This window comes from Streptomyces sp. TLI_185 (assembly GCF_003814765.1).
In the GTDB taxonomy this organism is placed as follows: Bacteria; Actinomycetota; Actinomycetes; order Streptomycetales; family Streptomycetaceae; genus Streptomyces.
Genome location: NZ_RKRB01000001.1, coordinates 5,555,556 through 5,579,413, shown reverse-complemented (window position 1 = coordinate 5,579,413; position 23,858 = coordinate 5,555,556). Strand labels below are relative to the sequence as shown.

Below are 23,858 nucleotides of genomic sequence, written 5' to 3'. Positions count from 1 at the left end.
TTCAGCAGGCCCGGATAGGGCCTCGCCTCGGGATCATAAGAGGTTTGCGGGGCAGAGGGTACGGCGAAATTCACAGTTCCCGGTGCCAGGTGCTGCATTTTCCCGGGGGATAACCCCCGGACCCCCAGCAGAGAAGCAGCTCGGCGGGGACGACCGGAGTGAACATCTCGAGGCAAAACTCAGTAAACGTTCGTTCAAAGTGGCGCCAGACCGAGAGCGATTCGCGTGAGTTCGGCCTTGTTTCCCACGCTGAACTTCGATCGCACCCGCTTCACGTAGGTGTCGACGGTGTGGTGGCTGATCCCGATGCGGCGCGCCACCTGCCCGTGGGTCATCCCCAGTGCGATGAAGCGCAGCACTTCCTGCTCCCGCGGGGACAACGTGGCGGCTCCCGCGCGCTCCCCCGCGGCCTCGGACACCGACCGCAGCACCTCCTCCGCGGTCGCGTCCGCCCGTACGACCACCACCCCGGACTCCGGCGTCCCCGGCATCCCGTCCGCCAGGCTCTCCCCGACGACCAGTACGTCGAAGGTGCTCCGGTCCCCGGCCGCCGGCAGCCCCTCGGTCGACGTGAACACCACCTCGCAGGACGACTGGGTGCTCAGCAGGTGCGCCAAGCCCATGAGCACCAACGGCCGCCGCTCACATATCGCTGTTCGCATGCAGCAACGGTCCCGCCACGCCTTCCCGATTCGATACCGGTGCGCTCCCGGCCCCGTCATGTCCCCGGAAACGGTGTCCCCGGATCCTGCGGCATGCCCCGGCGGGCGGCCGCAACAACCATGGACGCCATGGTCGTTGATGTTCGCGAGGTCTCCCGGCAGTACCTTCGCCGCACCGGTCTGGAACACGAGTGGGTCGGTTCTCCCTTCCGGGCAGCCGGCGTCCCTGAAGACCTGGTGCGGAAAATAGCGCGGCGTTTCCATGAGCAACCCAGCCGCCCCAACGATCCCGACGCCCGCGGCCAGTACCTGCAGATGGCACACGAGGCCCGGGCCCAGCTCGCCTGCATGACCGGCATGGGGCTGACAGTGCGCTTCTTCCGGAAGTCCGGACAGCCCTACACCGCGTCCCGCGAGCTGTGCCGCGCCATGGACGCGGGCGAGGACCTGTATGTGTTCCCCACGGAGCACGGACACGGTCCGGAGGGCTACGAGGACCCGGACAACCCGCTCCTCGCCCCGTCCGGCGTCGACATCGACGGAACGCCCGCCCTCCACAACGACGTCCTGCGCGCCACGCACGACTACTTCGGGCACTACCTGATGCGCGCCCCGTTCGATCTGCGCGGTGAACTCTCCGTGGCGTATGCGCATCTGAGGATGTTCTCGCCCGGTATCCACCGAGCGGTGCTGAACGAGTTCGTCGGGCAGATCGCCTGGTTCTACAACGGCCCGCACCTCACCAGACCCGACGGCTCGGTTCCGCGCCGCGGCGACGACGACTGGACGGCTCCCGGGCAGCGCCCATTCGCCGACCAGAAGATCAACCTGATGCCGGCCGAATGGGTCGAGGAATTCCTCGCCTGGGGCAGCGCCGGAAAAACGCGGGACACCGGAAAAACGGAGAAATTCAGGGAGACGGTATGACCTCGCGCCCCAGGATTCTCGACGGCGGCACGGCCACCGGTCTGCAGGCGGCCGGGATCCCCATGCTCGAACCGTGGCTCACCAGCGCGCCCCTGCGCACCGCCGCCGGGGCGGACGCGCTGGTGGAGGTGCACGCGGAGTTCCTGCGCAGCGGCAGCGACGTCGTCACCGCCAACACCTTCCGCACGAACTCCCGGGCCCTGTCCCGCATGGGCGTGGCCGAGGCGGACCACCGCGACTACGTGCACCGGGCCGTGACCTGTGCGGTACGTGCCCGGGAGGCCGCCGGCACCCCGCACGCCCTGGTTGCCGCCTCGGTCGCCCCCGTCGAGGACTGCTACACCCCGGCCCTGACCCCGGACGAGGGCTCCCTGCGCCGCGAACACCGATGGCTGGCCGGCGTCCTCGCCGAGACGGAGACCGACCTCGTCCTCGTGGAGACGCAGTGCACCCGCCGCGAGGCCGTGATCGCGGTCGAGGCCGCGGTACGGCGCGGGCTGACGGCATGGGTGAGCTTCGTGGTCACGAACGAGATCACGCTCCCCGACGGTGACGCGCTCGACGAGGCGGCGCGGGCCTGCGCCGACGCCGGAGCCGCTGCCGTGGCCGTCAACTGCCTGCCCCCTGCCGCCGTCCCCCGCGCCCTGCAGCGGCTGTCCGGCCTCGGCGTCCCGGTCGGCGTCTACCCCAACCTGGAGGACCGCGCGGCGCTCGCCCCGTGGGAGCACAGCGCCCACACGCTGCCGCCGGCCCTGTCGCCCACAGTCTTCGCCGACCTGGCGCACGGCTGGGCCGCCCGGTTCGCGCCGGCCTTCGTCGGCGGCTGCTGCGGAACGGCCCCGGCGCACATCAGCGCCCTGTCGGACAAGTGGAAGGAAGAGGCGGCGGCGTGACGGAGCATCAGATACGAGCCACGTTCGGATCCGCCCTTCTGCACATCGGCAGCCGCGACCCGGACCCCGCCCTGCAGGCGCGCCGCCGGCAGATCCGGGCGGAAGCGGAGCGCACAGGATCCGAAGCCACCGGGGCGGTGCGCGCCTTCGGCGTGCTGGCGATTCTCGCGCCGGTGATCACCGACGAGGACAACGACGTCGCCTATCCCGGCGATCCCATGGCCCTCTACTCGGCGCTGAGTTACCCCATGGTCCGCGCGACGGCCTCGTTCACCGACCCCTTCGGGCCCACCGACGTCTACAACGACCTGTGTCCGCTCTGGCCCGGCCTCCCCGGCAAGAAGGAGCGCCCCGACGTCTCCCGCCGGCTCGAGACCGAGGTGCGGACCACCGACGACACCGTCTTCGACCCCAGGACCTGGACCCCGCGGACCCGCGCCGACCTCGTCGGCCTGCTGCGCCGGCGCACCCCCTCCGTCGTCCTGATCAGCGCTGTCTCCCCGGCGCACCGCTACGCCCTGGAGATCGCCGCCCTGGTCAAGGAGGAATGCCCCACCGCCCTGGTGGTGCTGGGCGGCCGGCACGCGGACGAGACGGTCCGCCGCGTGGAGCCGGCACAGGTGCACCTCGCGCCCAGCGCCACCGGCACCGCCTGCCCGGTCGACGTCCTCGTCAGCGGCGACGGCGGCCCCCTGCTCGACCTCACCCTGCGGGCCGTCGCCCGCGCCATGGACCTGACCACCCGCGTGGCCGTCGCCGGCACGGTCGCCGCCGAGCTGGAGCGGATGGCGGGCGAGGGCGGGCAGGAGTTCGGACGCGGCAGCATCCTCGTCCGCGACGGTGCCGGGTGGACCGCGTTCGCGGTGGACGGCCCGCCCGTTCCCGCGGAGCGGAACCCTTCGCCGTACGCCCCGTTCCTGATCCGTTCCCGCTTCCCGATCTTCACCCGGGACGACGGCACGGTGGCCCGGTGCGCCCATGTCCTGGTCTCGGGCACCTGCCCGATGCGGTGCACCTTCTGCTCGGAGTCCGCCCTGCTGGGCCAGGTGCGGCGCCCGGTGCCCGGCGACACCGCCATGACGGTGGAGCGGCTGCGGGAGTACGTCGAGTACGACGCCGAGGCCGCCTTCTTCGACGACTCGATCTTCTGGTCCGGCTCCTGGCCCCGTATCCGGCAGTTCTGCGCCGAGCTGGCCGAGGCGCGGCAGATCGACCGCGGTCTCGCCGACCTGCAGTGGGGCGCCCAGCTCACCGTCGACGTGCTCACCGGCCCGCGGCCCGAGATCGTGCACGCGGGCCTGACCGCGATGCGCCAGGCGGGCTGCAACTACGTCTACGTGGGCATCGAGAGCATGTCCGAGCAGGTCATGCGGCACGTCCACAAGAACGTCCGGCGCACCACGCCGTGGAAGGAGCGGGTGCGCCGGGCACTGGGGCTGCTGCGCGAGAACGGGATCCGGGTGGGCAGTTCCGTCCTCTTCGGGCTCGACGGCGAGAACGAGGACACCATCGGCGAGACCATCGAGGAGGTGGGCCGGCTCATCGACGACGGCTACCTCATGCTCGCCAGCCCCAACATCCTCACCTACCATCCGGGCACGGAGATCACCCGCCGGCACGGTATGGAGGACCAACTCGACTACGGTTCCCAGGGAGTTGAGGTACCCCCGCCGTACTCCTTCTTCGAGGAGGCGTATCCGGGTGTCGTCTCCCGGCTGCTGACGGAGGACCACATCTGGCGCATCCACCGGGAGTCCAGGGTGCGGTGGGGGCAGGTGCGCAACGGAGTGGAAGCGGTGGCGATGTGACGGTCACGGAATACGCGACGGCGGACGAGCTGCCCGGCACGTACTGGACTGCCGACCCGGCGGACCCCAGGTCCGCACTGGCCTGGCTCACCGCCAACCGCTGGCCCGAGGACGGCGTGCGGTTCCTGGAGATACCCGGCGCGGGCGCCGCCTGCGCGGTGCGCACCCAGGACGACCACTCCGGCTTCCCCCGGATGAACTGCACCGACGTGGCCGCCGGCACGGGCCGCGACGTGGCGCAGCCCGAGGAGGACATCGAGGAGGCCAGGACCGAAGGGCTGCGCCAGCTGAACGTCTGCGCCCTCGGGTACGGACAGTCCGTCTTTCCCGCGCGCGACGCGAAGTTCGACGCGGACACGCTGCTGACCGACCTCGAGGCGTACGCGCACACGCAGGGGCGACTGCTCACCTTCCTGCACCTCGACGAGGACGCCCCCGTCGTTCCGTTTCTGCGGGAGCGCGGCTGGAGCGTGGGCGTCACCGACCGCTACTTCCACATCGTGGACGTCGGGCCGGACGAGACCGCCTATCTCGCGGGCTTCTCGGCGCACCGCCGGCGCCGACTGCGGCGGGAGCTGGCATCCCTGGAGGAGGCCGGTGCGAGCGCCGAGATCCACCGGGGCGACGAGGTGACCGCCCTGATCCAGCAGGAGGTCGCGCGGCTGGAGGCGTGCTCGGACGACAAGCACGGCATCCCGGGCGACCGGGCCCGGCTGCTGCGCATGAACGAGCGCCTGAGGCACGCCTTCGGCCCCCGCTACTGCGTGGCACTCGTACGGGACCGGCACGGTACGGCCGTCGCCAGTGCCACGGCGCTCCTCGGCACCCGCGACGTGCTGCCGCGCATGGTCGGACTCGGCCCAGGGAGCAAGGAGATCGGGGCGTACTTCCATGTCGCCTACCACCTGATGGCGCGGCTGGCCCGGGACAGCGGAGGCCGCGGTGTGCTGCTCAGCACGGGCACCGCGACGGCCAAGCTGCACCGGGGCGCCACGGCGAGGCCGCTGCTGAGCGCCGTACCGCCCGCCGCCCGGGCGCACACCGCCCTGCTGCGCCGCACCGACGCGGCGTTCGCCGCCCGAGAAGCCAGCTGAACCAACGTGCCTGCTGAACCACCCGTGAAGGAGCAGAGTGCCTTGAACGCACGCCCCACCGTCCTGATCATCGGCATCGGCCCCCTGCGAGAACGCTTCTTCGCGGCGGCGGAACGCAGAGGGGTCGACACGATCCTGGTGGACGAGACCGCCTACTCCCGCTACGACCGGCTGGCCACCGAGAACCACGCCTGGCGCCTGACGGATCATCAGGATCCGGGCCCGGACCTGGACCGACTCAAGTCGTTCGCGGGCAAGGTGGACGGCGTCCTCGCGTTCAACGACTGGGGCACCCGCATCGCGGCCCGCCTGGCGAAGGAGTGGGGACTGCCCGGTGCCGGAGCGGCCGTGGCCGACGAGCTCGCCCACAAGGCCGACGTACGGCGCCGGCTCGCCGGTACCGGTGCCGAACTGCCCTTCGTGCTCACCGCCGACCCTGCCGAGGCCGAGGCGCTGCTGCGTTCGGCTCCCTCCGGCGAGGTCATCGTCAAGCCCGTCGACGGTGCGGCGAGCCTCGGCATCCGACGCGTGGCCGACCCCGCCGCACTTCCCGCCGCCCTGTCGGCCGTGATGGCCACCACCGGACAGCCGCAGGCACTGGTCGAGCACTTCGTACCGGGTCCGGAGCTCTCCCTGGAGGCCGTTGTCTCGGCGGGGAGCACCCTGTTCGTCGGGGTCACCGAGAAGACCTGCACCGCGCCGCCGTTCTTCGTCGAGACACGCCATGTGATCGACCCCGCCGTACAGCGCGACCTGAGCCCGTCCGCCACCCGCTTCGTGGACAGCGTGGCGAAGGCCCTGGACATCGACAACGCCGTGCTCCATCTGGAGGCCAAGCGCGACGGGGACCGCTGGCACCTCATCGAGATCGCCTTCCGCCCCGCCGGCGGCCTCATCAGCGACGTGCTGCTGCGCGCCACCGGAGTCGACCTGTACGACGCCGCCCTGTCGCTCGCGCTCGGCGAGGAAGACCCCGTTCGCACCCGGCCCGGTGCCGCCCCTCAGGTGGCGGCGGTGGCGTTCGTGGCGGGTACCGGCACCGTCGCGGACGCCCCCACGATGGCGGGGGTCCGCGAGGGCCTGCCACTCGTCACACACGCGGAGCGACTGCTGCCGCCCGGGTCGGCCCTCGCGAGCGTGGACGCCAACTGGTGGCGGGCCGGCTATGTCCTGGGCAGTGGCCCCGACCGCGCCGAGACCCTGGCGCAGCTGGCTGAGGCGGACTCCCGGCTGCTCGGCCTCCTCGGACTGACCAGGGTGCCCGAGGCGTGAGCCGGACGACGAGCCGGCCGGTGGGCGGGGTGGACGGACCGCTGCCCCGCCTGTTCGTGTCGGCGATGATCGTCGACGCGGTCGGCTCGGGGATGTTCATGCCCTTCGCGCTGCTGTACTTCGTGCGGGTGCAGGACCTCGGCGTCGCGTCCGTCGGCACCACGCTCACCGTGGTGAACCTGGCGCTCATCGTGTCGGGCGCGGCCCTGGGGCGCCTGGTGCAGTCGGTGGGGCACCTGCGCTCGCTCATCCTGGTCAACGCCGTGCGCGCCCCGTTGTTCGTCCTGTACACGGTGACCCTGCCCGCCCCGGCGGCCGTGGCCGCGCTGGCCCTGTCCGCCGTACTCGACAAAGCGGCGTGGGTGTCGCTCGGCGCCACGATCGCCCGCCTCGCCCGGGGGCCGGCGGCGCGCCGCGCGTTCGGCACGGTGGGCTGGGCCCGCAACGTCGGCCTGTGCCTGGGTTCTCTCGTAGGCGGCCTGCTGGCCTCGGCGCACAGCTCGACCGGCCTGCGGGTGATCGCGCTGGTCGACGCGGCGAGCTTCGCCGTCACCGCCGTCGTACTGCTGCGGCTGCGGGGACAGGGGGCCGCACAGTCCGCTGTCGGCTCCTTTGGCCCGGGGTCCGGCGCCCCCACGGCCGGAACGCTTCAGGTGCTGCGCCTGCCGGGCTTCGCGCTGCTGACCGGCGCCAAGACCTGCTTCACGGTGTGCGCCACGCTGGTCTCCACGTTCACCGGTCTCTACCTGGTCGACGGCGCCCGGCTGGGCGGCTGGGTGGCCGGCACCGTACTGGCTCTGAACGGTGCCCTCGTCGTGCTGTTCCAGCAGTCGCTGGTGAAACGGACGTCGGACCGCGCCGCACCGCGCATGATGGCCGTGGGCGGCGCCCTGTACACGGCCGCCGGGGTGGGGTTTGCGCTGGTCACCCGGCTGCGGGACACGGCCGTGCCGACGGCCGCCGTCGCTCTGGCGCTCGCCTCGATGGCGGTGTACACCTTCGGCGAGATCGTGATCGCCCCGACCAGCGACGGACACGCGGCCGAGCTCGCACCCCCCGGCCTTGAAGCCCCCTGCATGGCGGTGTACCAGGCGTCCTGGTCCATCGCCTCCGTGGCCGTCCCGGCCGCGGGAGCCCTGCTGCTGCTCGCCTCCGCCACCACCCTGTGGACCGTGTTCGCGGGCGTGGCTCTTCTGGGCGCACTGCTCAGCGCGGCACTCGGCCGCGCGGCGCAAGGCCCGCCCGATCACACCGGGCGGGCCCGAGAGGCAACTGCAGCGGACGGCTAGCCCAGGGTCTGGGCCGCCGTCGGCGAGGAGTCCTTCAGGAACTGGGTGCAGCGCTCGTACTCCTCCTGCTCGCCGATGGATCCGGCGGCACGGGCGAGGGCGTGCAGGGCGCGCAGGAAGCCGCGGTTCGGCTCGTGCTCCCAGGGCACCGGGCCGTGGCCCTTCCAGCCGCTGCGGCGCAGGGCGTCCAGGCCGCGGTGGTAGCCCGTGCGGGCGTAGGCGTACGACTCCACGACGCTGCCCCGCTCGAACGCCTCGTCGGCCAGCTGGGCCCAGGCCAGCGAGGACGTCGGGTACTTGGCGGCGACGTCCGCGGGCGCGGTGCCGTTCGCCAGCAGCTCGCGGGGCGCGGGGTCGTCGGGGAGGTGGGTCGGGGGCGGTCCCCCGAGGAGGTTTTCGTGAATCGACATGTGAACCAGTGTCGCCCCTGCTGGGAGCTGCCGCCCCCAGACCCCTGCTTCGGCCTGAACGGCCTCGTCCTCGAACTCCTTCACTCTCGGCTTCGCTCGAGCGGGGGGACCCCCACGACGGGCTGATTGCAGCCGACCGGGGCTGAAAGGCCTCGGTCACGCGATCCGCTTCTGCGCCCGCGTCCCCTCCAGCGGCGGCGCCGTGATCGCCCCGTGCGTGCGGCACTCCGGGCGGCGGCAGCCGGGGGGCAGCGGTCGTACGGTCGCGAAGGCGACGACCGCGCCGACCACCAGGACGCCCGCGCACAGCAGCATCGCCCGGTGGAAGGCGTCGTCGAAGGCGCTCGGGGAGAGGTACGCGTCCGGGCCCATCCCGGCGAGCAGCGGCAGTGCGGCCACCGCGATCAGGCCGGCAGCGCGGGCCGCCGCGTTGTTGATGCCGCTGGCCAGGCCCGCCCGCGCGGTGTCCACGGAGGCGAGGACGGTGGCCGTCAGCGGTGCCACCAGCGTGACCATGCCGGCGCCGAGGACCAGTACGGCGGGCAGGACGTCGAGCACGTACGAGGCGCCCGGGCCGACCCTCAGCATCAGCAGCATCCCGGCCGCGCACAGGAGCGGCCCGACCGTGAGCGGGATGCGCGGCCCGATGCGGTCGGCGAGGGCGCCCGAGCGGGCGGAGAACAGCAGCATCAGGACGGTCGTCGGGAGGAGGGCCGTACCGGCGGCGAGGGGGGACCAGCCCACGGCGACCTGGAGCTGGACGGCGGTGAGGAAGAAGAAGCCGCCGAAGGCCGCGTAGACGCAGAGCGTGACCAGGTTGACCGCCGTGAACTCGCGGGACTTGAAGATGTCCAGCGGCATCATCGGGTCCGGGCGCCGCTTCTCGACCTGGACGAAGGCCACTCCCGACGCCAGCCCGGCCACCGCGGTGACGGCGACCACCAGCGAGCCCTGGCGGGCCTCGATCAGGGCGTACGTCACCAGCGCGAGCGCCAGTGCTCCGAGGACCGCGCCGAGCACGTCGAAGCGGCCGTGCGCGCGGCCGTCGGCGGACTCGGGGACGTGGCGCACGGCGATGGGGGCGCACAGCAGCGCCAGCGGGACGTTGAGCAGGAAGACCCAGCGCCAGCCGGGGCCGTCCACCAGCCAGCCACCCAGGAACGGGCCGACGGCCGCACCGATGCCTCCGAAACCGGACCACAGGCCCACGGCCCGGCCCCGGTCGTCCGGGTGGAAGGACGCCTGGATCAGCGCGAGAGAACCGGGTGTGAGGAGCGCGCCGCCGACCCCCTGCAGGGCCCGGGCGGCGACGAGCACACCGGCGGTGGGCGCCAGGCCGCACAGCAGGGACGCCGACGCGAACCACACCACCCCGATGACGAAGATCTTGCGGCGGCCGTAGTGGTCGCCGAGGGAGCCGCCGAGGAGGATCAGTCCGGCCAGCGTGAGCATGTACGCGTTGACCGTCCATTGGAGGGCGGCGAGGTTCGCGTCCAGGTCGCGGCCGATGCGCGGCAGGGCGACGTTGACGACGGTCGAGTCGAGCATGGCCATGCTGGAGCCGAGCACGGTGGTCAGCAGGATCCACTTGCCCTGCGGGGAGGCGATCCGGACGTCGGGCATGCCCCCAGGTATACAGCGAGCCCGGTGCCGTAGCACCGGGCTCGCCAAAGACCGCGGGTCGGTTGCTCGGTCGCCGAAGGCCGATGACTCGATCCCCGCAGGCCGGTTACTTGATCTTCGTGCCGGCCGAGCGCAGGTTCTGCGTGGCCTCGACGACGCGGGCGGCCATGCTCGCCTCGGCCAGCTTGCCCCAGGTACGCGGGTCGTAGGTCTTCTTGGAGCCGACCTCGCCGTCGACCTTCAGGACGCCGTCGTAGTTGCGGAACATGTGGTCGGCGACGGGACGCGTGAAGGCGTACTGCGTGTCCGTGTCGATGTTCATCTTGACCACGCCGTTCTCCAGCGCGGTGCGGATCTCCTCCTCCGTGGAGCCGGAGCCGCCGTGGAAGACGAAGTCGAACGGGGACTGCTTGCCGAACTTGGCGGCCACGCCGTCGTTCAGCTCCTTCAGCAGGTCGGGGCGGAGCACGACGTTGCCCGGCTTGTACACGCCGTGCACGTTGCCGAAGGACGCGGCGAGCAGGTAGCGGCCCTTCTCGCCCAGGCCGAGCGCCTCGGCCGTACGGATGGCGTCGTCGACCGTCGTGTACAGGGAGTCGTTGATCTCGTGCGAGACGCCGTCCTCCTCGCCGCCGGTCGGGGTGATCTCGACCTCGAGGATGATCTTCGCGGCGCGGGCACGCTCCAGGAGCTCCTGGGCGATGGACAGGTTGTCGGCGAGGGTCTCCGCCGAGCCGTCCCACATGTGCGACTGGAAGAGCGGGTTGCCGCCGGCCTTCACACGCTCCTCGGAGACCGTGAGCAGCGGACGTACGTACCCGTCGAGCTTGTCCTTGGGGCAGTGGTCCGTGTGCAGGGCGACCGTGACCGGGTACTTCTCGGCCACGATGTGCGCGAACTCGGCGAGGGCGACCGCGCCGGTCACCATCTCCTTGCTGTACTGACCGCCCAGGAACTCGGCGCCACCCGTCGAGATCTGGATGATGCCGTCGCTCTCCGCCTCAGCGAAACCGCGCAGGGCCGCGTGCAGGGTCTGGGTCGAGGTCACGTTGATCGCCGGGTAGGCGAACTTGCCTGCCTTCGCCCGGTCCAGCATCTCGTTGTAGACCTCGGGAGTTGCGATGGGCATCTGTCCGCTCCTTGGTATGTGCGGGTTGGCGTGCTGCGTACTACGGCCCTGACCTAGACCTTGGGGGCTGACGTCGTCGTCGGCCCCATCTTTCCAGACTTGGCCTGATGCTTTGCCCGCCGTGTCCGGCTTGTGGACAACGCGGTCGAGGTACCCGCCAGTAGCTCGGCCGGGGGCGTCAGTCGAGGCCCAGGTCGTCCTTGGAGTAGGCGAAGAGGTACGGCACTCCCGCGCCCTCCTGGATCTTCTCGGCGGCGCCGGTGGCACGGTCCACGATGGTCGCGACGGCGACGACCTCGGCGCCCGCCTCGCGCACCGCCTCGACGGCGGTCAGCGGGGAGCCGCCGGTGGTGGAGGTGTCCTCGACGACCAGCACCCGGCGGCCCGCGATGTCCGGTCCCTCGACGCGGCGCTGCAGCCCGTGCGCCTTGGCCGCCTTGCGCACGACGAAGGCGTCGACGCGCTTCCCGCGGGCGGCGGCGGCGTGCAGGATGGCCGCCGCGACCGGGTCGGCGCCCATGGTCAGACCGCCCACCGCGTCGAAGTCGAGGTCGGCGGTCAGGTCCAGGAGCACCTGCCCGACCAGCGGGGCGGCCTCACCGTCAAGGGTGATGCGGCGCAGGTCGACGTAGTAGTCGGCCTCCAGGCCCGAGGAGAGGGTCACCTTGCCGTGCACCACGGCCTTGTCCTTGATCTGCTGCAGCAGCTCGCCACGTACGTCCGTCGTCATGTCTGTCAGCTTAAAGGCGCCGCCAGGTCCAGGTGGTCGAGGCCTCGAGCGGCTCCAGCGGGGTGACCAGGCGAGGAAGGGTGTTCAGGCCGTTGGGCGGGCCGGTCTGGGGTTCCACGCACACGGCCTCCTTCTGCTCGTCGTAGACGACGACCCACTCCTCGCGGCTGGCGACCTTCAGTTCCAGCTGGCCGGGCCAGGTGAGGGTGACGTCGACGCCGCCGGGCATGCCGAAGCAGTCGTCCCAGGGGCCGGGGCGGGGGTCGACGCGGTTGCCGGTGGGCAGGTGGTCGTCACCGCGCTCCTCCTGCCAGGCGGGGGTGAAGTCGAGCTGTACGTCCTCGCCTCCGAGGTTCCGGTTGAACCAGGGGTGCCAGCCGATCTGGGCCGGGAAGGACGAGTCGATCGTCTCCACGGACATCGTCAGGGTCAGGGCGTCCGGCGTGAGCGCGAACTGCTGTGTGACGCGGCCGGCGTAGGGCCAGGGCTCGACCAGGTCGTACGTGAGGACGGCCTCGTCGGCGTTCACGCGCGCGGGGTGCCAGGCGCCGTCGCGGACGGTGCCGTGGATGGCGTGCGGCGGGGAGTTGAGCGGCAGCTGTTGGACGGTGGCGCCGTCCCGGAACCGGCCGTCGCGGATCCGCCCGCACCAGGGGACCATCGGGAAGCACCCGAACCGCTCGCCCTGGCGGAGCAGTTCGATGCCGCCGACGCGCAGTCCTCCCACCCGGCCGCCGTTGCCCGGCTGCACCGTCACCTCCGCGTCGCCCGCGGTCAGCGTGATGTCTTCGTTACTCACGGGACGACCCTACTGGGGCGATCAAGACCGCCGTCAGTGGCGCCTGCGCAGCAGCCGGCCCACGACGATCGCCGACGCGACCACGAGGGCCGCCGCCGGGGCCGCCCAGCGCAGCGGGGAGCCGGCCGAGACGGTCTGCGGGGCGGGGACCGGGGCGTAGCGGCCGCGGGGCGGGGCGTGGTCGACCTCCTCCGCGCTGCGGCCGATCATCGTGCGGCGGGCGTGGGCCGCTTCGGCGGGGGGTGCGCCCTCGACCACGTCGTCCGTGTCGTCCCTGTCGTCTGTGCCGTCCGTGTCCTCGGCGAGCGGGTCGAGGGACGGCGGGGGGACCTCGGTGTCGTGGACCGAGGTGGGCTCGGCGGCGGGGGCGGGCGCGTCGTCGGCGTCCGGGGTCGTTTCGAAGTCGCTGGTCGCCTTGGGCTCGAACTCCTGGGTGACGAGGGGTTCGGGCTCCTCGGCCTCCTCGGGTTCTTGAAGTGCCTCGGGCTGCTCCTGGGCGCCCTCGGCCTCCGCGCCCGCGGCCAGCTGCTCCGCGAAACGGTTCAGCAGGCGGGTCGCGGCCGACGCGACCTGTTCGGCCGGCAGTTCGGTGAGGCGGCCGTCCGCGGAGGCCGTGCCCTCGAAGGTCAGTCGGGAGCCGCCGTCGGCGTCCTCCACGCGGAGGGTGAGGGCGAGCTTCACCGAACCGGTGCCGCGGGTCTCGGTGGCGTCGCCCTCGGCGGCGTACGAACCGTCGTCCTGCGGGGTGACACGGACGGTGCCGCGATAGGTGACGGAGTGGCTGCCGACGCGCATTTTCAGCCGTCCGGTGACGGGCTGGGCGCCCGCGTCCTGCTGGAGCCCGGGAACCGCCCGGGCCACCTGCGCGGGGTCGGCGAGGGCGTCCCTCAGCCGCCGGGCCACAACCGGAACGAACACCTCATGCTCCATGTCGGCCGAGCCTACCGTTCCTGCCGAGATCAACCAGGGTTGTTGGTCGACTCTCGAGTGCCCGGCCTCGTCCCCGCTCGCTCAGTACCGGGGGTGCACCAGTGTCGACGGCGGCAGGTCCGTGATCCGGGTGCGGATCGCCGCCCGGGCATCCACCGCGAGGGACGCCGGGGCCAGGGTCCGCGGTGGCGGGGCATACGGGTCGAGACCGAGGGGCGGGGCCGTACGGGCCGAGGCCAGGACGAACCCCCAGTCGCGTGCGGCGCGGGAGCCGTCGGCCGTGCGGTCGGGGCCCGCGGCGAAGCCGGAGTCGCGGCCGCCCACCCGGTAGGGGGCGGTGTGCAGGCCGGCGGCGTGCAGGGTCGCGACGACCGTCCAGAACACCCGCGGGCGGGTGGCGAACGGCCCGGCGTGCACCACCAGGCGGCCACCGGGCGCGAGGGCGCGCCGGGCGAGGCCGTAGAACTCCTGGGAGTACAGCTTGGTGCTGGCCGTGATGCCCGGGTCGGGGAGGTCGGAGATCACCACGTCGTACGTCGAGGTGGGCGCCGTGCGCAGCCAGCGGAAGGCGTCGGCGGTCGTCACGCGCACGCGTGGGTCGTCGTAGGCGTGGCGGTTCAGCCTCGACAGCGCCGGGTCGCGGCGCGCCAACCGGACGATTCCCGCGTCGAGTTCGACGACGTCCACCCGCTGCACGCCCGTGTGGCGCAGCACTTCACGGGCGGCCAGGCCGTCGCCGCCGCCGAGGATCAGCACGCGCGCGTGCGGACCGTTCATCGCGGGGTGCACCAGGGCTTCGTGGTACCGGAGTTCGTCGCTGCCGACCCGGAGGCGGCCGTCGAGGTAGAGGTCGAGGGGGCGGCCGTCGGTGCCGCCGGTGAGGACGACCTCCTGGGTGCCGGTCTGCAGCGCCACGCGCACGTCGTGGCCGTACACCGCGTGCCGGGCCGCCTGCTCGAAGTCGTCGACCAGGACGGCGGCCGCCGCGAGGAGGCCGAGCACGGCGAGGTTGGCGATCAGCAGCAGCCAGCGGGCGCGGCGGGTGAGGTCGCGGCGGAACAGGCCGAGGACGAGGGTGCCGCCCGCCACCGCGTTGACCGCGCCGGTGATCAGCGCGCCGGTCAACTGGCCGAGCAGGGGCAGCAGCAGGAACGGGAAGGCGAGACCGCCGACCAGCGCGCCGACGTAGTCCGCGGCGAACAGGTCGGCCACCGCACCGCCCGCGTCCTGCCGCCGGATGCGCTGGATCAGCTCCATGAGGAGAGGAACCTCGGCGCCGATCAGCAGACCGATGGTGAGGGAGAAGGCGACCAGCAGCCAACGCGGGCCGCTCGCCCACAGGCCGCCCCAGTCGCCGGTCCACGCGAACACCGCGTACAGGGCCATCGCGCTGCAGCCGCCGACCAGCGCGAGTGTCGCCTCGATCGCGCCGAACGCGGCCGCGGCACGCCAGCGCAGGCGCTTCGCCGCGAGCGAGCCGATGCCCATGGCGAACACCATGACCGACAGGACGACCGAGGCCTGGGTGACCGAGTCGCCGATCAAGTACGAGGCCAGGGCGACGAGTTCGAGCTCGTACACGAGCCCGCAGGCCGCACAGACGAAGACGCATGCGAGCACGAGGAACCGTCCGGTGCTCGGCTGGACGGGCAGCCGCGCCGGGCCCGCCCAGGGGGGCGGGGAGCCGGGTGGTGCCGGCGCGTGCGGTTCGATCACGACTGCGACGTTACGTCACTGCAACTTCACGCTTCGTCACCCACACGTGTGGAACTGCGGCCAGTTCATAAACCGCGTGTTTGAGATCGCGTGTTCGGGTCAGGCGCCCAGCGGACTGACCTGCGGAGCGGGAACCCGCGCTCCCACCCGCGTCCGCGTCGCCACCAACTGCCCGTCCTGCGGGTATGCGTGCCAGGTCCGCCAGTGGACCTGACCCTCGTGCCACTGGGCCAGCAGCGCGGTGAAGGCGTGCGGGCTGCCGGGGAAGACACCCGCCAGGCCGTGCGGATGGTCGGAGACCAGCGCGAGCAACTCCTGTGCGCGCCCCGCGAACGAGCCCGGTGACAGGAACTCCACCCGGGCCGCGAACTCGTACTCCCAGTCGCCCATCCGCTTGGCGACGCCCAGCGGCAGCGGTGTGCTGCTGCCCGGCATGCACGCCACCGTCTCCGAACAACTGCCCCGCTGTTCCTCCAGGAGCACCTGGTGGGACGCGCCGAGGAGTCTCAACTGCAGCTTGGCCCCGGCCAGTTCGAGGTCGAGCGTCGCCAGGGCGGGAAGCGGCTCACGCCCGAGGGCCCAGGCGAGGTCGGCCGCGCGTGTATCGGTGTATGAGGTGTTCAGGGTCGTGAGCATGGGTCGGCTCTCCGCTGGCACACAAAGAAAGAAGGAAGGAGGAAGGTGTGGGGGTCTGGCACACCCGGGCGACGCCGAGGGATCGGCCCGGACGGCCCGGTTGGCCCAGTCGGGAAATCAAGGAGGTCAGGAAGGTCTCAGCAGGACGTCCGAGGGCCGCACCGGCGTTTTAGAGGGAATCATGAACGGTGGCGCCGTCACAGCGTTTTTACCCAACTTCGTGGGGTTTCCATCCCTCAGAGGGCTCCACTGCTCAACTGTTCAACCACGGCGTACGCCACGGCGGCCGAGGCGTACGCCGGAGCGTACGAGCACCCGCCGGGACATGGCCTCCGGCGGGTGCTCGACGGGCGTGACAGGCGGATATGCGATTCCCCCTTGATGAGCTCAGCTGCCCCGTGTCAGCTGCCTCCTCCACCGCATCCACCACCGCCGCCACAGGACGACCCGCCCCCGCAGGACGATCCGCCACCACAGGAGGAGTGACCGCCACCGCAGGAGTGGTGCCCCCCGGAGTGATGACCTCCGGAGTGGTGCCCGCCCGACGAGCCACCGTCTCCGGCCCACCAACTGCTGCTCCCACTGCTGCTGTCGCCGCGGTACGAGCCACTCCGGCTCCCCCCGCCGAACGACTTCGCCCCGCCCTTGCCCGCTGCCTTCACGACGATCGCCACGAACGCGATCACGACCGCCACCACGATGAAGCCGGTAACCATGGCGCCACCGTCCTTTCGTTTCCCCCGAAGCAGCCCCCCGTGGGTGCCTCGCTTCTTGCGTGAACGGGGGATGCCCGGGCTTCTCGACGGTCAAAGCAGAGTTGAGGAACTTCAGAGCATGCGTGTACGAGGTCCTTCCGGGGGCACCAGCACATCAGAGCCCAGTCCCCGCCCTGAATAAGTGGTGAGCCCGCCATGGCTTTCTTTGCGGTCTCCCGATCGCAGCCCCTGAAGTTCCTGTCCGCCACCGATCTGGCCGTGGAGAACGAGCGCCTCGAAGAGGAGTGCGCCCAGCTGGAGCAGGCGGTCAGTTCGCACGCCGTCGTCGACCAGGCCATCGGCGCCGTCGTCGTCCTCGGACGGATAGCGCCGGAGGAAGCCTGGCGAGTCCTGCGCGACGTGTCGCAGCGCACCAACACGAAGCTGCGCGTCGTCGCCGAACATGTCATGGCGTTCACCCAGGGTGCCGAGCTGCCGCAGCCCGAGCGGATCGAACTGCAGCGGGCGATCGCCCGGTACAGGTCGTGGAAACGGTGAGTTGAGGAACTCCGCAGCGTGGGCGCAGGATGACCGGCATGACCTCCAGCACCCGCCCCCTCCTCAACCGCCGCCTCGCCGAGTTCGGGACGACGATCTTCGCCGAGATGTCGGCCCTGGCCGTGCAGACCGGCGCCATCAACCTGGGCCAGGGCTTCCCCGACACGGACGGCCCCGAGGAGGTCCGCGAGGCCGCCGTACGCGCCCTGCGCGACGGGCGCGGCAACCAGTACCCGCCGGGCCCCGGCATCCCCGAACTGCGCACCGCGATCGCCGCACACCAGGAACGCCGCTACGGCCTGTCGTACGACCCCGACACCGAGGTCCTGGTCACCGCCGGCGCCACGGAGGCCATCGCCGCCGCCCTCCTCGCCCTGCTGGAGCCCGGCGACGAGGTGATCGCCCTGGAGCCGTACTACGACTCGTACGCGGCCTGCATCGCCATGGCGGGCGGCACCAGGGTGCCGGTCACCCTGCGGCCGCACGAGGGCAGCTTCCGGCTCGACCTCGACGAGCTGCGCGCCGCCGTCACCGACCGGACCCGGCTCCTGCTCATCAACACCCCGCACAACCCCACCGGCACGGTCCTCACCCGTGAGGAGCTCACTACGATCGCCGAGCTGGCCGTCGAACGCGATCTGCTCGTCGTCACGGACGAGGTCTACGAGCACCTGGTCTTCGACGAGGCCGAGCACCTGCCGCTCGCGACTTTCCCGGGCATGCGGGAGCGCACGGTCACCATCGGCTCGGCCGGCAAGACCTTCTCCTTCACCGGCTGGAAGGTGGGCTGGGTGACGGCCGCCCCGGGACTGGTCTCGGCGGTCCGCTCCGCGAAGCAGTTCCTGACGTACGTCTCCTCCGGCCCCTTCCAGTACGCCGTCGCCGAGGCGCTGGCGCTCCCCGACAGCTACTTCACCGCCTTCCGCGAGGACATGCTGGCCAAGCGGGACCTGCTGGCAGCGGGCCTGGCGGACGCGGGCTTCGAGGTCTTCAGGACCGCGGGCACATACTTCATCACCACGGACATCCGCCCCCTCGGCGAGAGCGACGGCTTCGCCTTCTGTCGCGCCCTCCCGCAGCGCGCCGGGGTCGTCGCCATCCCGAACGCCGTGTTCTACGACCACCGGGAGGCGGGCGCCCCGTTCGTACGGTTCGCGTTCTGCAAGCAGACGGCGGTACTGGAGGAGGCGGCGAAGCGGCTCAAGGCACTGGCGGGCTGATCCGGGTCCTGTCACGCCGCCACGCCGAGCACCGCGAGACCGTACCCGGCCGGACGCCCAGCGCTCGCGCACGCCCCGTTCACCCTGCAATGTGCCGGTGTGACCCACGCCAGCACCCTCACTCGTTCCGCCGTCGCGGAGCCTGCCGCCCAGGGGCGTGTCCATGCGACCCGGGTGGCGGCCATGGCCACCGCGCTCGGTCTGTTCCTCACCGTCCGGCTGCTCGGTGTCGCCACGCTCGCCCTGGTGGCGAGGGCGACGACCGGGCGGGACGCACTCGGGCTGCTCGGGCGGTCCTGGGACTCCGTCTGGTACCTGGGGATCGCCTCCCACGGGTACGGCCGCATCCAGCACCCCCACACGGGTGTCATGTTCAGCGACATGGCGTTCTTCCCGCTCTACCCGGCGCTGGTACGGGCGGTGAGAGCCGTGAGCCCGCTGGGCTCAGGCGCGTCCGGACTGGTGGTGTCCTGGGCCGCGGCCGCCGTCGCCGCCTGCGGGATCTACGCGGTCGGCGCCCGGCTGCACGGACGGGCCGTCGCGTTCACGCTGGTGCTGCTGTGGGCGCTGCTCCCGCACTCCGTCGTGCTGTCCATGGCGTACACCGAGCCCCTGCTGACCGCGTTCGCCGCCTGGTCGCTGTACGCGGTGCTCACCGGGCGCTGGCTGTGGGCGGGCTCGCTGGCGGCGCTTGCGGGGCTGGCCCGGCCCAACGGGTTCGCGGTCGCCGCGGCGGTGCTCGCGGCGGCCGCCTGCGAGGTGTGGCGGCGACGCGGGAAGGTTTCCCACAGGCTGTGGACGGGCGCCGCGCTCGCACCGGCCGGGTGGGCGGCGTACGTCCTGTGGGTCGGGCACCGCGAGGGCAATCTCCTCGGCGGGTACTTCGCGGTGCAGCGCCGGTGGGGGTCCCGGTTCGACTTCGGGCAGGGCTCGCTCCAGTTCGTACGGCACCTGCTGCTGCACGGGGACCGGTTCATCTTCCCGATGACCATGGTGATCGTGGCGGCGGGCGTGGTGCTGTACGCCCTCCTCCTCGCCGACCGCGCCCCGCTCCCGCTCCTCGTCCACAGCGGCGTACTGCTGCTGATCGTCCTCGGCGGCTCCGGCTTCTTCGAGTCGAAGCCCCGTTTCCTGCTCCCCGCCTTCCCGCTCCTGCTGCCCCTCGCCCAGGCCCTCGTGCGTACGGCGAGAGCCCGGCCCTGGCACGCGACCGTGGTGGTCGGTGCCCTGGCCGGGCTCTCGTTCGTTTACGGGGCGTATCTGATCGTGCTCGCCAACATGCCTCTGTAGGGCCGTGGCGCCATGGAAGCGGGCGGGAGGACTACTCCTCGTCGTCCCCGGGCTTCTCGTCCGCCTCGTTGATCTCCTCTTCGAGGCCGAGCTGCTCGACGAGCCACTTGTCGAACTCGATGGCGGCCCGCACCCAGCTGACCGTGGAGGACACGAAGTGCTCCAGGGCGACGCCGGTGCCGATCAGCATCTGTGCCTCGCCGATGAGACGGACGGTGCCGTCGTCGTGGGTGTGGCTGTAGACCTTGGGCCACAGGGTCCGCCGGTTCCAGTCGTCGATGGACTCCAGCAGCTGGGGCTTCTCGTCGATCTGGTGCGGCCGGTCGTAGAACGTCCGCACCGAGAAGACCTGCTGGTCGCCCTCACCACGGAACATGAAGTACGTACGGAACTGCTCCCACGGCGCCGCGAGGTCACCCTCGTCGTCGACGACGTACTTGAGCTCCATCTGGTCGAGGAGCTGCTTCACGAGGTCCTGATCCGGGACGACGGGGCCCGCCGGTCCTTGGGGCTGCGGCTCGGGCTGGCCCCCGAAGTTCGGAATCGAGGACGGGTCGATGCTCACCGTGTTTTTCCCTTCGTACGGATACCGCCATCCTCCCCCATGCGGGGAGGGGGGTGGCAACCCCGGGCGGTCCTGTCAGCCCGTGGCTGACACGATCCGGTGTACCGGGAACGCTCCTGCGGATACCCGGCCGGTGCGATGATCCTTCCGTGCGTCTACCGAGAGCGCTGCGTTGGCTGCTGTGGACCCTGTGGCTGGGGTGCCTGGTGTTCGCCGTCTGGTTCTTTGTCACCGTGTACCTCGCCATGACCGACGTATGACGTGCGGCGGGCCCGCCACGGAGGGTGGCGGGCCCGTGCGGCACGTGACCGGTCACAGGGTCTTGCCCGTGGCAGGCCCCACGATCAGCCCCTCCCCGAACGCGTCCACCCGGACCGTGTCGCCGTCCTTGACCTCGCCGGAGAGGATCTCCTTGGCGAGGCGGTCGCCGATGGCGGTCTGGACGAGGCGGCGCAGGGGGCGGGCGCCGTAGGCCGGGTCCATGCCCTCGTCGGCGAGCCAGGCCAGGGCCTCGTCGGTGACCTCCAGGGTGAGGCGGCGCTCCGCGAGGCGCTTGGCGAGCCGGTCGATCTGGAGGCGGGCGATGCGGCTCAGCTCGTCCTTGGACAGGGCCGAGAAGACGACCAGGTCGTCGAGGCGGTTGAGGAACTCCGGCTTGAAGGAGGTGCGGACGACCTCCAGGACCTGTTCCTTCTTCTCCTCCTCGCCGGTCAGCGGGTCGACCAGGAACTGGCTTCCCAGGTTGGAGGTCAGGACCAGGATCGTGTTGCGGAAGTCGACGGTGCGGCCCTGGCCGTCCGTCAGGCGGCCGTCGTCCAGCACCTGGAGCAGGACGTCGAAGACCTCGGGGTGGGCCTTCTCGACCTCGTCCAGCAGGACCACTGAGTACGGGCGGCGGCGGATCGCCTCGGTCAGCTGGCCGCCCTCCTCGTAGCCGATGTAGCCGGGCGGGGCGCCGACCAGGCGGGCCACGCTGTGCTTCTCGCCGTACTCCGACATGTCGATGCGGACCATGGCCCGCTCGTCGTCGAAGAGGAAGTCGGCGAGGGCCTTGGCGAGTTCGGTCTTGCCGACGCCCGTCGGGCCCAGGAAGAGGAAGGAGCCGGTCGGGCGGTCCGGGTCGGCGATGCCTGCGCGGGTGCGGCGGACGGCGTCCGAGACGGCCTGCACGGCCTCCTGCTGGCCGATCAGGCGGCGGCCCAACTCCTCCTCCATGCGCAGGAGTTTCTGCGTCTCACCCTCCAGGAGGCGGCCCGCCGGGATGCCTGTCCAGGCGGCGACGACGTCCGCGATGTCGTCGGAGCCGACCTCGTCCTTGACCATGGTGTCCTTGGCGCCCCCGCCAGAGGCGGAAGATGTCAACGCCTCCTCGGCTTCGGAAGCGGCCTCCAAGTCCCTTTCCAGGGTGGGGATCTCGCCGTAGAGGAGCTTCGAGGCGGTGTCGAAGTCGCCGTCGCGCTGGGCTCGTTCGGCCTGTCCGCGCAACTCGTCGAGCTTCTCCTTCAGTTCGCCGACGCGGTTGAGGGACTGCTTCTCCTTCTCCCAGCGGGCCGTCAGGCCGCGCAGTTCCTCCTCCTTGTCGGCGAGGTCGCGGCGCAGCCGCTCCAGGCGCTCGCGGGAGGCCGGGTCGGTCTCCTTCTCGAGGGCGAGCTCCTCCATCTTCAACCGGTCCACGGCGCGCTGGAGTTCGTCGATCTCGACGGGGGACGAGTCGATCTCCATGCGGAGGCGGGAGGCCGCCTCGTCGACGAGGTCGATGGCCTTGTCGGGCAGGAAGCGGGAGGTGATGTAGCGGTCGGAGAGGGAGGCGGCGGCGACGAGTGCGCTGTCGGCGATCTGGACCTTGTGGTGGGCCTCGTAACGCCCCTTGAGTCCCCGCAGGATCGCGATCGTGTCCTCGACCGTCGGCTCGGCGACCAGTACCTGCTGGAAGCGGCGCTCCAGGGCGGGGTCCTTCTCGATCCGCTCGCGGTACTCGTCGAGGGTCGTCGCGCCGACCATGCGCAGTTCGCCGCGGGCGAGCATCGGCTTCAGCATGTTGCCGGCGTCCATGGCGGAGTCGCCGCCGGCGCCCGCGCCCACGACGGTGTGCAGTTCGTCGATGAAGGTGATGATCTGGCCGTCGGAGTCCTTGATCTCGGCGAGGACGGTCTTGAGCCGCTCCTCGAACTCGCCGCGGTACTTCGCGCCCGCGACCATCGCGCCGAGGTCGAGGGCGACCAGCCGCTTGTCCTTGAGGGACTCCGGTACGTCGCCCTTGACGATCCGCTGGGCGAGTCCCTCGACGACGGCGGTCTTGCCGACGCCGGGCTCACCGATGAGGACCGGGTTGTTCTTGGTGCGGCGGGACAGCACCTGCACGACGCGGCGGATCTCCTGGTCGCGGCCGATGACCGGGTCGAGCCGGCCCTCGCGCGCCGCGGCCGTGAAGTCCGTGCCGAACTTCTCCAGGGCCTTGTATTGGCCCTCCGGGTCGGCTGTGGTCACCCGTCGTCCTCCCCTCGCCTGCTGGAAGGCCTCCTGCAGCTTCTTCGCGCCGGCCCCCTGCCCGGACAGTACGTCACCGGCGGCGCCGCCCTTCGCGGCGATGCCGATGAGCAGGTGCTCGGTGGAGAGGTACTCGTCGCCGAGGTCCCTGGCGCGCTCGGCGGCGTCCGCGATCACGGCGAGCAGTTCGCGGTTGGCCTGCGGGGGCGCGACGGTGGAGCCGGTCACGCTGGGCAGCCCGGCGAGGATCTTCTCCGCGCCGGCGCGTACGGCCGCCTGGTCGGCGTCGACGGCGGCCAGCAGGTCGGTGATGTTCTCGTTGTCCTGGCCCTGGAGCAGGGCCAGCAGCAGATGGGCCGGGGTGAGGTCGGCGTGCCCGTCGGTCAGGGCCCGCTGTTCGGCCGCCCTGAGGGCGTCCCGGCTCCGGTTGGTCAGCTCGGCGTCCACTGTCGCGTTCTCCTCCTGATGTCAGCCGTCCGCCACAAGTCCACTACTGACTCAGTCAGCGTACACAAAGTTGAGTCTATTCCACTCAAGGAGGCGGTCGGGAGAGTCCGGGGGCTAAGTTCCGGAGCCATGGCGACCTATTCGCAGGACCCCGGCGCCCCTGACGCCGCGTACCTCGACTTCTGGCGGGAACGGCACCTGTGCACGCTGACGACCCCGCGCCCGGACGGCAGCCCGCACGTGGTGCCCGTCGGGGTCACCTACGATCCCGGCGCCGGCCTGGCCCGGGTGATCACGAACAGGACGAGCGCGAAGGTGCTGAACGTGCTGGCCGCCGGCGACGGGGGCGCCCGGGTCGCGGTGTGCCAGGTGGACGGCCGGCGCTGGGCGACGCTGGAGGGCCGGGCCGTCGTACGGACCGATCCGGAGCGGGTCGCGGAGGCGGTGCGCCGGTACGCCGAGCGCTACCGGCGGACGCCCGGGCCGAACCCGTCACGTGTGGTGATCGAGATCGAGCTGACACGGGCGATGGGCCTCGTATGACGGCCGTGACGGCCATGGCGGCGGGGACGGGTTTCAGTCAGTGCCGGACGACGGCCGAACATGCCGATACCCGGAAATGTCCCGCAAAACTGCAGCGGCGTCACCGTGTTCAGGTCACGGTGACGCCGCTGCGGG

At 71.6% G+C, this 23,858-nt stretch carries 21 protein-coding genes; 10 read left to right on the top strand and 11 right to left on the bottom strand.

Going from position 1 to position 23,858, the window contains the following annotated elements:
- Positions 1 to 194: 194 nt before the first annotated feature.
- Entirely contained in the window at positions 195 to 662 is a 468-nt protein-coding gene (locus EDD92_RS51345; RefSeq protein WP_260326754.1) for a response regulator transcription factor, read from the bottom strand.
- Positions 663 to 791: 129 nt separating this feature from the next.
- On the opposite strand from EDD92_RS51345, the gene EDD92_RS25675 reads away from it, so the two are divergent.
- The 6 genes from EDD92_RS25675 to EDD92_RS25650 are packed head-to-tail and all read left to right on the top strand — an operon-like array spanning position 792 to position 7,945.
- Positions 792 to 1,589: a crotonobetainyl-CoA--carnitine CoA-transferase gene (locus EDD92_RS25675; RefSeq protein ID WP_123966457.1), complete on the top strand. Its 798-nt coding sequence runs from the start codon at positions 792 to 794 to the stop codon at positions 1,587 to 1,589.
- Positions 1,586 to 2,482: a homocysteine S-methyltransferase family protein gene (locus EDD92_RS25670; protein WP_123966456.1), complete on the top strand. Its 897-nt coding sequence runs from the start codon at positions 1,586 to 1,588 to the stop codon at positions 2,480 to 2,482. The genes EDD92_RS25675 and EDD92_RS25670 overlap by 4 nt, the downstream gene beginning before the upstream one ends.
- The gene (locus tag EDD92_RS25665; RefSeq protein WP_221268126.1) at positions 2,479 to 4,290 is read left to right on the top strand and encodes a radical SAM protein; all 1,812 of its coding nucleotides are present in this window, start codon (positions 2,479 to 2,481) and stop codon (positions 4,288 to 4,290) included. The genes EDD92_RS25670 and EDD92_RS25665 overlap by 4 nt, the downstream gene beginning before the upstream one ends.
- Complete coding sequence (locus EDD92_RS25660) at positions 4,287 to 5,384, top strand: peptidogalycan biosysnthesis protein (RefSeq protein ID WP_123966455.1); 1,098 nt, start codon at positions 4,287 to 4,289, stop codon at positions 5,382 to 5,384. The genes EDD92_RS25665 and EDD92_RS25660 overlap by 4 nt, the downstream gene beginning before the upstream one ends.
- A 42-nt stretch (positions 5,385 to 5,426) precedes the next feature.
- The gene (locus EDD92_RS25655; RefSeq protein WP_185124124.1) at positions 5,427 to 6,656 is read left to right on the top strand and encodes an ATP-grasp domain-containing protein; all 1,230 of its coding nucleotides are present in this window, start codon (positions 5,427 to 5,429) and stop codon (positions 6,654 to 6,656) included.
- Positions 6,653 to 7,945 carry an MFS transporter gene (locus tag EDD92_RS25650; protein WP_123966453.1) on the top strand — a complete coding sequence of 431 codons (1,293 nt, stop codon included), beginning with the start codon at positions 6,653 to 6,655 and terminating at the stop codon, positions 7,943 to 7,945. The genes EDD92_RS25655 and EDD92_RS25650 overlap by 4 nt, the downstream gene beginning before the upstream one ends.
- On the opposite strand, the gene EDD92_RS25645 is transcribed toward EDD92_RS25650, so the two are convergent.
- From EDD92_RS25645 to EDD92_RS25610, 8 genes are all read right to left on the bottom strand, one after another.
- Positions 7,942 to 8,355, bottom strand: coding sequence for a DUF3151 domain-containing protein (locus tag EDD92_RS25645; protein WP_115906844.1), 414 nt, complete (start codon positions 8,353 to 8,355; stop codon positions 7,942 to 7,944). The two genes, EDD92_RS25650 and EDD92_RS25645, sit on opposite strands and share 4 nt — an antisense overlap.
- 156 nt (positions 8,356 to 8,511) lie before the next feature.
- Positions 8,512 to 9,978: an MFS transporter gene (locus EDD92_RS25640; protein ID WP_123966452.1), complete on the bottom strand. Its 1,467-nt coding sequence runs from the start codon at positions 9,976 to 9,978 to the stop codon at positions 8,512 to 8,514.
- Between the two features lie 106 nt (positions 9,979 to 10,084).
- Positions 10,085 to 11,107, bottom strand: coding sequence for a class II fructose-bisphosphate aldolase (gene fbaA / locus EDD92_RS25635; protein WP_123966451.1), 1,023 nt, complete (start codon positions 11,105 to 11,107; stop codon positions 10,085 to 10,087).
- Positions 11,108 to 11,285: 178 nt separating this feature from the next.
- Positions 11,286 to 11,837: an orotate phosphoribosyltransferase gene (gene pyrE / locus EDD92_RS25630; RefSeq protein WP_123966450.1), complete on the bottom strand. Its 552-nt coding sequence runs from the start codon at positions 11,835 to 11,837 to the stop codon at positions 11,286 to 11,288.
- Between the two features lie 10 nt (positions 11,838 to 11,847).
- Positions 11,848 to 12,636 carry an aldose 1-epimerase gene (locus tag EDD92_RS25625; protein WP_123966449.1) on the bottom strand — a complete coding sequence of 263 codons (789 nt, stop codon included), beginning with the start codon at positions 12,634 to 12,636 and terminating at the stop codon, positions 11,848 to 11,850.
- Between the two features lie 33 nt (positions 12,637 to 12,669).
- Positions 12,670 to 13,566 (bottom strand): SRPBCC domain-containing protein, encoded by an 897-nt coding sequence (locus EDD92_RS25620; RefSeq protein ID WP_123966448.1) that lies wholly within the window; start codon positions 13,564 to 13,566, stop codon positions 12,670 to 12,672.
- Between the two features lie 81 nt (positions 13,567 to 13,647).
- Positions 13,648 to 15,282 (bottom strand): polyamine aminopropyltransferase, encoded by a 1,635-nt coding sequence (locus EDD92_RS25615; RefSeq protein WP_123966447.1) that lies wholly within the window; start codon positions 15,280 to 15,282, stop codon positions 13,648 to 13,650.
- A 99-nt stretch (positions 15,283 to 15,381) separates the two neighbouring features.
- On the bottom strand, positions 15,382 to 15,918 hold the full coding sequence (locus EDD92_RS25610) for a DUF2617 family protein (RefSeq protein ID WP_123966446.1): 537 nt from the start codon (positions 15,916 to 15,918) through the stop codon (positions 15,382 to 15,384).
- Positions 15,919 to 16,829: 911 nt separating this feature from the next.
- On the opposite strand from EDD92_RS25610, the gene EDD92_RS25600 reads away from it, so the two are divergent.
- The 3 genes from EDD92_RS25600 (at position 16,830) to EDD92_RS25590 (ending at position 19,681) form a co-directional block, all read left to right on the top strand.
- Positions 16,830 to 17,171, top strand: a complete 342-nt coding sequence (locus tag EDD92_RS25600) for an ANTAR domain-containing protein (protein WP_030942130.1) — start codon at positions 16,830 to 16,832, stop codon at positions 17,169 to 17,171.
- Positions 17,172 to 17,200: 29 nt separating this feature from the next.
- The gene (locus EDD92_RS25595; protein ID WP_123966445.1) at positions 17,201 to 18,391 is read left to right on the top strand and encodes a pyridoxal phosphate-dependent aminotransferase; all 1,191 of its coding nucleotides are present in this window, start codon (positions 17,201 to 17,203) and stop codon (positions 18,389 to 18,391) included.
- 99 nt (positions 18,392 to 18,490) lie between these two features.
- Positions 18,491 to 19,681 carry a mannosyltransferase family protein gene (locus tag EDD92_RS25590; protein ID WP_399184004.1) on the top strand — a complete coding sequence of 397 codons (1,191 nt, stop codon included), beginning with the start codon at positions 18,491 to 18,493 and terminating at the stop codon, positions 19,679 to 19,681.
- Between the two features lie 31 nt (positions 19,682 to 19,712).
- Here the strand turns inward: EDD92_RS25590 and EDD92_RS25585 are convergent, their stop codons facing one another.
- Together EDD92_RS25585 and clpB are read right to left on the bottom strand one after the other, a co-directional pair.
- Entirely contained in the window at positions 19,713 to 20,246 is a 534-nt protein-coding gene (locus EDD92_RS25585) for a YbjN domain-containing protein (RefSeq protein WP_030942124.1), read from the bottom strand.
- 312 nt (positions 20,247 to 20,558) lie between these two features.
- Positions 20,559 to 23,180 carry an ATP-dependent chaperone ClpB gene (gene clpB, locus EDD92_RS25580; protein WP_123966444.1) on the bottom strand — a complete coding sequence of 874 codons (2,622 nt, stop codon included), beginning with the start codon at positions 23,178 to 23,180 and terminating at the stop codon, positions 20,559 to 20,561.
- 129 nt (positions 23,181 to 23,309) lie between these two features.
- On the opposite strand from clpB, the gene EDD92_RS49970 reads away from it, so the two are divergent.
- Positions 23,310 to 23,723, top strand: coding sequence for a pyridoxamine 5'-phosphate oxidase family protein (locus EDD92_RS49970; RefSeq protein ID WP_185124123.1), 414 nt, complete (start codon positions 23,310 to 23,312; stop codon positions 23,721 to 23,723).
- The last annotated feature ends 135 nt before the right edge of the window (positions 23,724 to 23,858 follow it).

What these genes read in the sequence shown, in the direction of transcription:
- pyrE (WP_123966450.1), bottom strand. Translation starts at nt 11,837, where the DNA reads ATGACGACGGACGTACGTGGCGAGCTGCTGCAGCAGATCAAGGACAAG.
- EDD92_RS25610 (WP_123966446.1), bottom strand. Translation starts at nt 15,918, where the DNA reads ATGCTCACGACCCTGAACACCTCATACACCGATACACGCGCGGCCGAC.
- EDD92_RS49970 (WP_185124123.1), top strand. Translation starts at nt 23,310, where the DNA reads ATGGCGACCTATTCGCAGGACCCCGGCGCCCCTGACGCCGCGTACCTC.
- fbaA (WP_123966451.1), bottom strand. Translation starts at nt 11,107, where the DNA reads ATGCCCATCGCAACTCCCGAGGTCTACAACGAGATGCTGGACCGGGCG.
- EDD92_RS25670 (WP_123966456.1), top strand. Translation starts at nt 1,586, where the DNA reads ATGACCTCGCGCCCCAGGATTCTCGACGGCGGCACGGCCACCGGTCTG.
- EDD92_RS25595 (WP_123966445.1), top strand. Translation starts at nt 17,201, where the DNA reads ATGACCGGCATGACCTCCAGCACCCGCCCCCTCCTCAACCGCCGCCTC.
- EDD92_RS25620 (WP_123966448.1), bottom strand. Translation starts at nt 13,566, where the DNA reads ATGGAGCATGAGGTGTTCGTTCCGGTTGTGGCCCGGCGGCTGAGGGAC.
- EDD92_RS25675 (WP_123966457.1), top strand. Translation starts at nt 792, where the DNA reads ATGGTCGTTGATGTTCGCGAGGTCTCCCGGCAGTACCTTCGCCGCACC.
- EDD92_RS51345 (WP_260326754.1), bottom strand. Translation starts at nt 662, where the DNA reads ATGCGAACAGCGATATGTGAGCGGCGGCCGTTGGTGCTCATGGGCTTG.
- EDD92_RS25645 (WP_115906844.1), bottom strand. Translation starts at nt 8,355, where the DNA reads ATGTCGATTCACGAAAACCTCCTCGGGGGACCGCCCCCGACCCACCTC.
- EDD92_RS25600 (WP_030942130.1), top strand. Translation starts at nt 16,830, where the DNA reads ATGGCTTTCTTTGCGGTCTCCCGATCGCAGCCCCTGAAGTTCCTGTCC.
- EDD92_RS25640 (WP_123966452.1), bottom strand. Translation starts at nt 9,978, where the DNA reads ATGCCCGACGTCCGGATCGCCTCCCCGCAGGGCAAGTGGATCCTGCTG.